Source organism: Kitasatospora sp. NPDC056783 (assembly GCF_042789895.1).
In the GTDB taxonomy this organism is placed as follows: Bacteria; Actinomycetota; Actinomycetes; order Streptomycetales; family Streptomycetaceae; genus Kitasatospora.
In genome coordinates this window covers 1-11,548 of sequence record NZ_JBHUAF010000273.1, presented here as the reverse complement: position 1 = coordinate 11,548, position 11,548 = coordinate 1, and the positions used below count along the sequence as shown (strand labels likewise).

General features: G+C 74.4%; 10 protein-coding genes. 7 read left to right on the top strand and 3 right to left on the bottom strand.

Annotated elements, in window-relative coordinates; translation table 11 throughout:
* Positions 1-24 precede the first annotated feature (24 nt).
* The 3 genes from ACFRMQ_RS29490 to ACFRMQ_RS29480 form a co-directional block, all read right to left on the bottom strand.
* A complete protein-coding gene (locus ACFRMQ_RS29490) occupies positions 25-1,311 on the bottom strand; it encodes a DUF5667 domain-containing protein (RefSeq protein WP_380733711.1) in 1,287 nt (428 codons plus the stop codon).
* 265 nt (positions 1,312-1,576) lie between these two features.
* The gene (locus ACFRMQ_RS29485) at positions 1,577-2,473 is read right to left on the bottom strand and encodes an ECF subfamily RNA polymerase sigma factor, BldN family (RefSeq protein ID WP_380733710.1); all 897 of its coding nucleotides are present in this window, start codon (positions 2,471-2,473) and stop codon (positions 1,577-1,579) included.
* Positions 2,474-2,953: 480 nt separating this feature from the next.
* Positions 2,954-3,973 (bottom strand): HAD family hydrolase, encoded by a 1,020-nt coding sequence (locus ACFRMQ_RS29480; protein ID WP_380733709.1) that lies wholly within the window; start codon positions 3,971-3,973, stop codon positions 2,954-2,956.
* Positions 3,974-4,113: 140 nt separating this feature from the next.
* Between ACFRMQ_RS29480 and ACFRMQ_RS29475 the strand changes: the two genes are divergently transcribed.
* The 7 genes from ACFRMQ_RS29475 to hemB all read left to right on the top strand — a co-directional run bounded on the left by ACFRMQ_RS29475 (position 4,114) and on the right by hemB (position 11,507).
* The gene (locus tag ACFRMQ_RS29475) at positions 4,114-4,389 is read left to right on the top strand and encodes a glutaredoxin family protein (RefSeq protein ID WP_380733708.1); all 276 of its coding nucleotides are present in this window, start codon (positions 4,114-4,116) and stop codon (positions 4,387-4,389) included.
* A 163-nt stretch (positions 4,390-4,552) separates the two neighbouring features.
* Positions 4,553-5,299 carry an exonuclease domain-containing protein gene (locus ACFRMQ_RS29470; protein ID WP_380733707.1) on the top strand — a complete coding sequence of 249 codons (747 nt, stop codon included), beginning with the start codon at positions 4,553-4,555 and terminating at the stop codon, positions 5,297-5,299.
* Between the two features lie 118 nt (positions 5,300-5,417).
* Positions 5,418-6,317: a redox-sensing transcriptional repressor Rex gene (locus tag ACFRMQ_RS29465; RefSeq protein ID WP_380733712.1), complete on the top strand. Its 900-nt coding sequence runs from the start codon at positions 5,418-5,420 to the stop codon at positions 6,315-6,317.
* 25 nt (positions 6,318-6,342) lie between these two features.
* Positions 6,343-7,686, top strand: coding sequence for a glutamyl-tRNA reductase (locus ACFRMQ_RS29460; RefSeq protein WP_380733706.1), 1,344 nt, complete (start codon positions 6,343-6,345; stop codon positions 7,684-7,686).
* Positions 7,687-7,727: 41 nt separating this feature from the next.
* On the top strand, positions 7,728-8,735 hold the full coding sequence (gene hemC, locus ACFRMQ_RS29455; protein WP_380733705.1) for a hydroxymethylbilane synthase: 1,008 nt from the start codon (positions 7,728-7,730) through the stop codon (positions 8,733-8,735).
* Between the two features lie 73 nt (positions 8,736-8,808).
* Positions 8,809-10,458: a uroporphyrinogen-III synthase gene (locus ACFRMQ_RS29450; RefSeq protein ID WP_380733704.1), complete on the top strand. Its 1,650-nt coding sequence runs from the start codon at positions 8,809-8,811 to the stop codon at positions 10,456-10,458.
* Positions 10,459-10,526: 68 nt separating this feature from the next.
* Positions 10,527-11,507 carry a porphobilinogen synthase gene (gene hemB / locus ACFRMQ_RS29445; protein ID WP_380733703.1) on the top strand — a complete coding sequence of 327 codons (981 nt, stop codon included), beginning with the start codon at positions 10,527-10,529 and terminating at the stop codon, positions 11,505-11,507.
* The last annotated feature ends 41 nt before the right edge of the window (positions 11,508-11,548 follow it).

The following is an 11,548-nucleotide window of genomic DNA, read 5'->3' as shown; positions in this document are numbered from 1 at the left end:
CCGCCGGGCCCTCGCCGTCCTTCCTCAGCCGCCCAGGATGCGCAGCCCCGGCAGCAGGTCCGGCAGCAGCGGCGGCACCTCGACGCCCTGCGGCTGGGCCGCGGGGGCGCTGGGCGTGCCCGGCTGCGGTGCCTGGGGAGCCGCGTCGGCGCTCGGCGAGGGCTTGCCGCCGGTGAGCCCGCTGGTGAGGCCGCCGACCAGTCCGTTGACCGCGTCCGGGGCGCCGGTGGGCAGGTTCTCCGGCAGGAGGCCGCCCTTGCCGCCGTTGCCGGACGCGCCGGCGCCGGGGTTGGCCGGGGCGTGCTCGGTGGCGCCGGGGTGGGTCCCGGCCGGGGCGCCCGGGGCCTGCCCGGTGCCGGAGGTGCTGCCGGAGCCGTTCGCCGGGGAGCCGGCCGGGGATCCGCCGGTCGACGCGGACGAGCCGTCGCCCGCTCCGGAGCCGGCCGCGCCACCGCCGACGGCGGGGGGCAGGGCCAGGCGCAGGGGCGCGACGTCCTCGCTTATGTCGTCGAAGAGCTGGTTCACCAGGTGGGCCTGCCGGGTGAGCTGGACGGGCAGCCTGCCCTGCAGCTCGCTCCAGCGGCCGTCCTCGTCGTGGGCGAATCCGGCCAGTGCCCGCATCGGGTCGAGCGAGCCGTTGCTGCGGTAGACGGAGCGCAGCAGTTCGCGGCCCCTGAGGGCGTCGGCGTGCATGTCGTCCAGTGCGCGGCGGACCCGGTCGACGGTGGCGTCGCTGAGCGCGCCGGCCGGGCCGGTGCGTCCGACGAGGGTCTTGGCCTCGCCGAGCCGGGTGGCCGCGTTGTCCAACAGCATCTCGCCGCGTTCGGAGTCGGAGCCCGCGAAGTCGAGCCGCAGGCCCTCCAGCCCGCGCTTCAGACCGTACAGCGAGTCCCCGGGGAGGGCGTTGGAGCTGGCCGCGGCGGCGCCGGCCAGGCTGCCGACGGCGAGCCCGGCGACCAGCCCGCCGATGGCGAACCGGCGGCTCCAACGGCCGCGCGGCGCCGTGCGGATGGCCCGGTGGCGGCGCTGGCGGGGCACCGCGGCGCCCGTGCCGCCGGCGAAGGCCTGCTCGAACGCGGCCATCAGCTGGGCGCGTTGGACCGTCCGGACCTCCTGGTCCAGGGCCGGCCCGGGCAGCGCCCCCAGCACGTCGGTCAGGCCGACCAGTTCGGCCATCGCGGCCGAACCGGCGCCGGTGGCAGCGGTGTTGTCCGATCCGGCGGTGGCCGTAGCGCGTTGCTCCGCCTGGTGGGCCTCCAGCGCCTCGGCGAAGGCCTTCGCCCGCCGGTGCTCAAGCACGTTTGCCGTCACGGGCCACACCTCCCTTCGTCGTTGTCGACACCCCGGCCCGCCGGACGGTTGCCCAGGCTGGCCAAAGACACTCCATCGGGTGATAGGCCGCAATTCGACTTGACCGTATGCCCGGTGGGGGCTTGCACGCTGGCCAACGAGCGGTGGCGGCGGTCGGTTACGCACGGCTGATCATCGGACCGACCGTTCACCCTGACGTGTCGGGCGGGCGTCGACGGTGACGGGCGGCCGGGCCGCGCCGCGGCCGCCCCGTCCACCGCGCCCCTCACCTCGCGTCGGGCGGGAGCAGCCGGGCCAGGGTGCGGACGGCCCGGTACTGGAGCGTCTTGATGGCACCCTCGTTCTTGCCCATGATCCGGGCCGTCTCGGCGACCGAGAGCCCCTGCAGGAAGCGCAGGGTGACGCACTCCTGCTGCTGGGGGTTGAGCCGGCGCACCGCCTCCAGCAGGGCGGCGTTGGAGAGCGACTCCAGCACCGACTCCTCCGGGCTGCGCTCGCACTCGTTGGAGTCGAGCATCTCGCCGGTGGTGACCTCCAGCCGGAAGCGGCTGGACTTGAAGTGGTCGGCGACCAGGTTGCGGGCGATGGTGACCAGCCAGGCGCCGAAGTCCCGGCCCTGCCAGGTGAAGGTGCCGATCCGGCGCAGGGCGCGCAGGAAGGTCTCGCTGGTGAGGTCCTCGGCCGTGGCCCGGCTGCCGACCCGGTAGTAGATGTAGCGGTACACGGTGTCCGCGTAGTGGTCGTAGAGCCTGCCGAAGGCCTCGCTCTCGCCGGCCTGGGCCCGCTCGACCAGCTCCATGACCGGGTTGTGCTCGGTCTCGTAGCCGGGGCTGGGCGCGGTTCTGGCACGGCCCCGGCCGACGCCGGCGGTGCGGCCGCGCGAGCCGGTGCCGGTCGAGCCGGCGGCGGTGGTGCGCAGTGCCGCGCCCGGGCCCTGGGGCTGGCCGAACGTTCCTCCGGCGAGCGCGAGTCGGGGCGCGCCGCCGAACTGGCCGTCGAACTGGCCGTCGAACTGGCTGCGGAGCAGGCTGCGGAGCAGTTCCAGGCCGGTGGAGATCTGCCGCTCGACGGTGGGCCGGTCGCGGAGGCCGGTGCGGGGGCGCAGGGGTGCGGACGACGGGCGGGAGGGTGCAGGCGCGTCGTTCCGGACGGGTGGGTACACGGGACTCCCAGAGGCAGAACTGTGGACGGATCACCTCCGCCTGCGCGGAGAGCACGTCCAGAGGCGTCCGTTCGAGCGGGACGCGTGGCGACGTGCATCCAGGAGAGAATAACGCTTTGTGCAATGACAGCTACACCGTGTGGTCGAAGTGGTCGTTTGGGATCCATTTGTTGTGCATGTTCGGCTGATAATGGCCGGAGATGTCATCGTTCATCCGGCTCAACGTGATCGAACGGGCGCCCAGGGTGACCAATTCGGCAGCCTCGGGGGCGGTTTCCCAGCCTTGGGGCTCGGCAATCCCCGACTTTCCCGGTCTGGCGAACGATCAGAACCGGTCACCGGCAGCCAGGTTCGCGCAGGCGCCACGGACTGCCGTGTGCTGCAAGGGAGTTCGCCCGTACGAGGGGCCAGGTCAGAGGCATGGTTGACGTGTGCTCACTCTCCCGGGCGAGCGTGCCGGAGCGGGCCCGGGCGCGGTCCTCAGGCGGTGCGCCGGTGCCGGTTCAGCGCCACCCAGGCCGCCGCCGCGCCGGCCAGCACCCCGAGCGCGGCCGCCGCCGGGAGCCCCACCCGGGCCGCCTTGCGCCCGGTCCGGAAGTCCCGCACCCGCCAGCCCTGGGCCCGGGCGTGGCGGCGCAGCGCGCCGTCCGGGTTCACCACGTACGGGTGGCCGACCAGCGAGAGCATCGGGATGTCGTTGGCCGAGTCGCTGTAGGCGGCGCAGCGGTCGAGGTCGAGGCGTTCGCGCCGGGCCAGCGCGCGGACGGCGGCGGCCTTGGCCGGGCCGTGCAGCAGGTCGCCGACCAGTCGGCCGGTGTAGAGGCCGTCCCTGGCCTCGGCGACGGTGCCGAGCGCCCCGGTCATGCCGAGCCGCCGGGCGATGATCCGGGCCACCTCCAGCGGGGCGGCGGTGACCAGCCAGACCCGCTGGCCGGCGTCCAGGTGCATCTGGACCAGGGCGCGGGTGCCCGGCCAGATCTTGTCCGCCACGACCTCCTCGAAGATCTCCTCGCAGATCGCCTCCAGGTCGGCCGTGCGCTTGCCGGCGACGATGCCGAGGGCGGACTGCTTGGCGTCCGAGATGTGGTCCGGGTCCTCGGTGCCGTGGAGCCGGAACCAGGCCTGCTGCCAGGCGAAGCGGGCGATGTCGCGGCGGGTGAGGAAGCCCCGGCGGTAGAGGCCGACGCCGAGGTAGAAGACGGCGGCGCCGCGCAGGATGGTGTTGTCGCAGTCGAAGAAGGCGGCGGCGCGGGGGTCGTCCGGGTCCGGGGTGTGGTTCTCTGCCGGGGCCTTGGGGGCCTTGCCGGGCTTGCCGGGGTCCGAGGCGTCCGGCGTCCGCGGGGTGCCGGGGGCGTCGGCGCCGTCCGGCCCGCCGGGGCGCTCCGGCTCGGGGGCGGCCCGCAGCGCGGCCTCGGCCGCCTCGGCCGCGGCTTCGCCGGCCAGGGCGCTCCGCTCGCCGCTGGAACGCCTTGCCTGGGTGAGCCTTCTGAGCACGGCCATGTCATCGAGGATAGCCAGCCCGACGTGCGGCGACCGTGACGGAGCCGTGCCCGCGAGGTGAACAGCTCGTCCGGCCCCGCGGGCCCGTCCGGCCGGCCCGCGCGCCCGGGGCGGCCGGGCGGGTGGCGCAGAATGGGGCGGTGAGCCCACTGCTGCGACGTAAGAGCCCCAAGCCCGCGGACCGGACCGTGACCCTGGTCGGCAAGCCCGGCTGTCACCTGTGCGACGAGGCCCGCGAGGTGATCGTCCGGGTGACGGGCGAGCTGGGGGCGTCCTTCGAGGAGAGGGACATCACCCAGGACGAGGAGCTGTACCGCCGTTACTGGGAGCAGATCCCGGTCACCCTGATCGACGGGCGTCAGCACGACTTCTGGCGGGTCGACGAGAGCCGTCTGCGCAAGGCCCTGGAGGCCTGAGGGGGCGTCCGTCCGTACACCACCGCCCCCGTCGTCCGGCGGGGGCGGTTCGCCGAATCGTTGCCGAAGACACTCCGTTTCGGCTTGGGGCGCGACGGGCCGGTCGGCTTACGATCGAACACGTTTGCGCCCGTGGGGGGCTGAGCACGCGAGGAGTGCCGCCATGCTTCCCGGCCCCACCCCTGGGACGCCCGCGACCCCGGAAGGAGCGCGGGGCTTCGCCGTGGTGGACGTGGAGGCGACCGGCCGCAGTCCGTGGCGGCACCGGGTGGTCGAGGTCGCGGTGGTGCTGCTCGACGAGCGACTGTGCCCGGAGGGGGAGTTCGCCACCCTGCTGGACCCGCTCGGCCCGGTCGGCCCGACCCATGTGCACCGGATACGCCAGTGCGACGTCGAGGGTGCCCCGCGCTTCCGCGAGATCGCCCCGCGGCTGCTGGAGCTGCTGGCCGGCCGGGTGCTGGTCGGTCATCACGTCAGCTGTGACCACGCCTTCCTCGATCGCGAGTTCGCCCGGATCGGGGTGCCGATGCCGCCGGTCCCGCTGCTGTGCACGATGCGGCTGGCCCGCGCCCACCTGCCGGACGCCCGCGGCCACGGCCTGGCGGCCTGCGCGGAGGCGGCGGGCCTGGGCTGGTACCCGGCGCACACCGCGCTGGGCGACGCCCGGGTGACCGCCGAGCTGCTGCGGCACTGCGTCGGCGTCCCGTCCTGCCCGCCGGACGACTGGGCGGGCCCGCTGCGGGAGGCCGCCGGGGTGCCCTGGCCCCGGCTCGGCCGGGCCCGCTCCCGCCCCTGCGGCGCCGGCGTCCCGCTGCTGCGCAGGGAGACGCCGTACGGCCCCTGGCTACCCGGATCGCAGGCCCCGGAGGTCGTGCTGACGCACTCCGGTGCTATGGGTCCGACGGCCTGACGGCGGCGTGATGCGCATCACTGTGCAGGGACAAAACGGACACCATCTTTGTGCACACGTTCACAAACGCATAGCCTGGCTGCCAAAGCCCAGCTTCACCCACAGGAGCACCGTGGCAATCGGCCGCCCACCACAGAGCAGTTCGCAGACGCCCGACCAGGGCGCCGCGCGCCGACCCTCGCGTGCCCGGGGCATCCCGGAAGCGACGGTCGCCCGCCTGCCCCTCTACCTGCGGGCCCTCACCGCGCTCTCCGAGCGCTCGGTGCCGACCGTCTCCTCCGAGGAGCTGGCCGCCGCGGCCGGTGTGAACTCGGCGAAGCTGCGCAAGGACTTCTCCTACCTCGGCTCCTACGGCACCCGGGGCGTCGGCTACGACGTCGAGTACCTCGTCTACCAGATCTCCCGCGAACTCGGCCTGACCCAGGACTGGCCGGTCGTCATCGTCGGCATCGGCAACCTCGGCCACGCGCTCGCCAACTACGGCGGGTTCGCCTCCCGCGGTTTCCGGGTGGCCGCCCTGTTGGACGCCGACCCGAACGTGGTCGGTTCCACCGCCGCCGGGCTCCCGGTGCGGCACATGGACGAGCTGGAGTCGATCGTCGAGAGCCAGCACGTCTCCATCGGCGTGATCACCACCCCGCCCGGCGCCGCCCAGCAGGTGTGCGACCGGCTGGTGGAGGCCGGCGTGACCAGCATCCTGAACTTCGCCCCCACCGTGCTGACCGTCCCGGACGGCGTGGACGTGCGCAAGGTGGACCTCTCCATCGAGCTCCAGATCCTCGCCTTCCACGAGCAGCGCAAGGCCGGCGAAGAGCCGGACGACCGTGCCGAGTCGGTGCTCGACCGCGCCCCCGGGCCGGTCCGGGCGGCCGCCGCCAAACTGCGCCGCGCGGCCGGCGGCAGCGGCAAGAGCGCCCGGGGCGCCGCCGAGACGGCGGCCAAGGACCAGGCCGAGCCGGCCAAGGGAAAGTCCGCCAAGGGCGGCGACGGGGATCTCTCCGCGGTGATGCCCGCATGAACACCGAGAGCTGTGAGGGGCGGGCATGAGCCTTCTCGTCGTAGGGCTGAGCCATCGCACGGCCCCGGTCGGGGTGCTGGAGCGCGCCGCGCTGACGGGTGACGTACCGACCCGGCTGCTGCACGACGCGGCCGCCACCACGACCGTCGCCGAAGCCGCGCTGGTCAACACCTGCAACCGGATCGAGCTGTACGCGGACGTGGACAAGTTCCACGCCGGCGTCGCCGAGCTGTCGCTGCTGCTGGCCCACCACAGCGGGGTGGACCTGGAGGAGCTGACCTCCCACCTGTACGTCCACTACGAGGACCGCGCCGTCCACCACATCTTCTCGGTGGCCTGCGGCCTGGACTCGATGGTCGTCGGCGAGGGCCAGATCCTCGGCCAGCTGCGCGACGCGCTGGCCAAGGCCCAGGACGAGCACACCGCCGGGCGCGGCCTGAACGAGCTGTTCCAGCAGGCGCTGCGGGTCGGCAAGCGGGCGCACAGCGAGACCGGCATCGACAAGGCCGGCCAGTCGCTGGTCACCTTCGGCCTGGAGCAGGTCGCGGCGGGCGCGGGCGAGATCGCCGGCAAGCGCGCGCTGGTGGTCGGCGCCGGCTCGATGAGCTCGCTGGCCGCCGCCACCCTGGTCCGCGCCGGCGTGACCGACCTGCTGATCGCCAACCGGACCCCGGCCCGGGCCGAGCGGCTGGTCGAGATCCTCGGCCCGGACGTGGCCCGCACCCTGGACCTGGAGAAGGTGCCGGACGCGCTGGCCGACGTGGACCTGGTGATCTCCTGCACCGGCGCCTCCGGCGTGGTGATCAAGGCCGAGGACGTGGCCGCCGCCGTCGCCACCCGTGGGCCGTCCGCCCAGCCGCTGGCCCTGCTCGACCTCGCCATGCCGCGCGACGTCGACCACACCGTGCACGAGCTGGACGGCGCCCTGCTGGTCGACCTGGAGAGCCTCTCCCACGCGCACGCCGCCAGCCCCGGCGCCGGCGACGTCGACGAGGTCACCCGGATCGTCTCCGACGAGGTGACCGCCTTCGGCGCCGCCCAGCGGGCCGCCCGGATCGCGCCGACCGTGGTCGCGCTGCGCTCGATGGCCTCCGACGTGGTCGCCGCCGAGCTCGGCCGGCTGGACTCCCGGCTGCCCGACCTGGACGAGCGCTCGCGCGCCGAGATCACCCAGACCGTCCGACGCGTCGTCGACAAGCTGCTGCACGCCCCGACCGTCCGGGTGAAGCAGCTGGCCGCCGAGCCCGGCGGCGCCTCCTACGCGGAGGCGCTGCGCGAACTGTTCGACCTCGACCCGGCGGCCGTGCACGCCGTGTCGGGCACGCCCGTCGGCGGTGCGCCCCAGCCCTCCGCCGGGGGCACCAGATGAACCGTCAGCCATCCCACGAGTACCACCGGGACGATCACCTCATGAATGGTCAAGCGATCACGGAGCAGCCCTCGGCCACCGCGGCCCTGCGGCTCGGAACCCGGCGCAGCGCCCTCGCCATGGCGCAGTCGGGCATGGTGGCCCGCGAGGTGACCAGGGTCACCGGGCGCCCCGTCGAGCTGGTGGAGATCACCACCTACGGCGACACCTCCCGGGAGTCGCTGGCGCAGATCGGCGGCACCGGTGTGTTCGTCTCCGCGCTGCGCGACGCGCTGCTGGAGGGCCGGATCGACTTCGCCGTGCACTCGCTCAAGGACCTGCCCACCGCCGCCCCCGAGGGCCTGGCGCTGGCCGCAGTCCCGGTGCGCGAGGACGTCCGCGACGCCCTGGTCTCGGCCGAGGGCCTGACCCTGGACGAACTGGTGGAGAAGCTGGCCGGCGCCGGCCGCCCGGCCCGGGTCGGCACCGGCTCGCCCCGCCGGATGGCGCAGCTGAACGCCTGGGCCACCGCCCGCGGCGCCCGGCTGGAGACGGTCGCGATCCGCGGCAACGTGGACACCCGGATCGGCTTCGTGACCAGCGGCGAGCTGGACGCGGTGGTGCTGGCGACGGCCGGCCTGAACCGGCTCGGCCGCAGCGCCGAGATATCCCAGCACCTCGACACCGAGCTGATGATCCCGGCCCCCGGCCAGGGCGCGCTGGCGGTCGAGTGCACCTCCGCGAACACGGAGCTGACCGCCGCGCTCTCCGCGCTGGACCACGCCCCCACCCGGGTCGCCGTGGCCGCCGAGCGCTCCCTGCTGGCCACCCTGGAGGCCGGCTGCTCGGCGCCGGTGGCCGCCCTGGCCACCTGGGGCCGGGAGAACGAACTGCGGCTGGACGGCGTGGTCGGCAACCCCGACGGATCCGCCCTGCTGAAGATGTCCGCCAACGGTCCGATCGTCCTCGACGAGACCGCCGAGCGGCAGGCGGTGGCCCTCGGCCGCGCGCTGGCCGACCGGCTGCTCGCCGCGGGCGCGGCCGCCCTGATGGGGGAGCGAGCCCGATGAGCGAGCGAAGCGAGCGAATCATGAAGAGCTGCGCGTTTCGCGAAGAGACCGCCGAGCGCAGCGAGGTGGGCGCATGAGCCCCACCACCGCCGCCACCGACGCCCTGTTCCCGGGACAGCCCGCCACCGGACGGTGCACCTTCCTGGGCGCGGGCCCCGGGGACCCGGGGCTGCTGACCCTGCGCGCGGTCGAGGTGCTGTCCACCGCCGACGTGCTGGTCGCCGACCCGCTGACCGCCGCCGCGGTGCGCAGCCACTGTCCGTCCGCCGTGCAGGTGCACAGCCCCGTCGCCGAGGGCGCCGGCTTCGACCTGGCCAAGCTGGTCGCCGAGGCCGTCCGCTCGGGCAAGCACGTGGTCCGCACCGTCGACGGCGACCCGGGCCTGGACGGCTGCGCCGCCGAGGAGATGCTCAGCTGCGCGGGCGACGGGATCCCGTTCGAGGTGATCCCGGGCGTCGCCCAGTCGGTCGGCGTCCCGGCGTACGCGGGTGTCCCGCTGCGGGCCGGCGCCGGCACCGACGTGCGCTTCGTGGACGGCGCCGCGCTGCTGGCCGGTGGCCCGGTGGACCTGGGCGCGCCGGAGACCACCCTGGTGGTCCGCACCACCCTGGGCCAGCTGCCGGCCACCGCCGCGGCCCTGGTCGCGGGCGGCCGCAAGCCGGAGTCGGCGCTCAGCGCCACGCTCTCCGGCACCACCACCCGCCAGCGGACCTTCACCTCCGCCCTGTCCGGCATCGCGGCCGACCTGAAGGCCGCCCGGGTGCTGCCCTCGCCGGTCTCCGCCCCGGTCGACCCGGCCACCTCGGTGATAGCCGTGGTGGGCGAGCAGGTCGCCCACCGCGCCTCGCACTCGTGGTTCGAGACCAAGCCGCTGTTCGGCTGGAACGTCCTGGTGCCGCGCACCAAGGAGCAGGCCACCGGCCTGTCCGAGCAACTGCGCTCGTACGGCGCGGTGCCGCAGGAGGTGCCGACCATCGCGGTCGAGCCGCCGCGCACCCCGCAGCAGATGGAGCGGGCCATCAAGGGCCTGGTCACCGGCCGCTACGAGTGGATCGCCTTCACCTCGGTGAACGCGGTGCGCGCCGTCCGGGAGAAGTTCGAGGAGTACGGCCTGGACGCCCGGGCGTTCGCCGGGATCAAGGTCGCGGCGGTCGGCGAGACCACCGCCCAGGCCCTGGTGGACTTCGGCGTGAAGCCGGACCTGGTGCCCTCCGGCGAGCAGTCCGCGGCCGGGCTGCTGGAGGACTGGCCGCCGTACGACCCGGTCTTCGACCCGATCGACCGGGTGTTGCTGCCGCGCGCCGACATCGCCACCGAGACCCTGGTGGCCGGCCTGGTCGAGCTGGGCTGGGAGGTCGACGACGTGACGGCGTACCGGACGGTGCGCGCCTCGCCGCCGCCGGCCGAGACCCGCGAGGCGATCAAGGGCGGCGGCTTCGACGCGGTGCTGTTCACCTCGTCCTCGACCGTCCGGAACCTGGTCGGCATCGCGGGCAAGCCGCACAACGTGACGGTCATCGCCTGCATCGGCCCGGCCACCGCCAAGACCGCCGAGGAGCACGGCCTGCGGGTCGACGTGATGGCCCCGGCGCCGTCGGCGACCGCGCTGGCCCAGGCGCTGGCAGACTTCGGGGCCAAGCGCCGCGACACCGCGACGGCCGCCGGTGAGCCGGTCTACCGGCCCAGCGAGCGCCGTCCCGGTTCGCGCCGCAAGGCCCGCTGAGAAACCCCTCATGGCCGGGGCGGCCGACCGTCGCCCCGGCGCTGCACAACCGTTCGGAGAGAGAAGCCGTGACCGCTGAATTCCCGTACGTACGCCCTCGCCGGCTGCGCCAGAGCCCGGCGATGCGCCGTCTGGTGGCCGAGACCCGGCTGCACCCGGCGGAGCTGATCCTGCCGGTGTTCGTCCGTGAGGGCGTCAGCGAGCCCGTGCCGGTGACGTCGATGCCGGGTGTCGTCCAGCACAGCCGGGACAGCCTGCGCAAGGCCGCGGTGGAGGCGGCCGAGGCGGGCCTCGGCGGCCTGATGCTGTTCGGTGTCCCCGAGGTGCAGGACGCGGTCGGCAGCGAGGGCACCAACCCGGACGGCATCCTCCAGCAGGCGATCCGGGACGTGGTCTCCGAGGTCGGCGACTCCCTGGTGGTCATGTCGGACCTCTGCCTGGACGAGTACACCGACCACGGCCACTGCGGCGTGCTGGCCGCCGACGGCAGCGTCGACAACGACGCCACCCTGGAGCGCTACGCCGAGATGGCCCGGGTGCAGGCCGACGCCGGCGTCCACCTGGTCGGCCCGTCCGGCATGATGGACGGCCAGATCGGCGTGATCCGCCGGGCGCTGGACGAGGCCGGGCACCAGGACGTGGGCATCCTCGCCTACACCGCCAAGTACGCCTCGGCCTTCTTCGGCCCGTTCCGCGAGGCCGTCGGCTCCTCGCTCAAGGGCGACCGCAAGACCTACCAGCAGGACCCGGCCAACGCCCGCGAGTCGCTGCGCGAGCTGGAGCAGGACCTCGCCGAGGGCGCGGACATGGTGATGGTGAAGCCCGCCATGGCCTACCTGGACATCCTGCGCCAGATCGCCGACGCCTCCCCGGTGCCGGTCTCCGCGTACCAGGTGTCCGGCGAGTACGCGATGGTCGAGGCGGCCGCCGCGAACGGCTGGATCGACCGCGAGCGGATGATCATGGAGACGCTCACCTCGATCCGCCGCGCGGGCGCCGAGCAGATCCTCACCTACTGGGCCGTCGAGGCCGCCGCGATGCTCAAGTAGCGGACGCCGCACGGCGGAAGGCCGGGCCGCCCCCGAGAGGG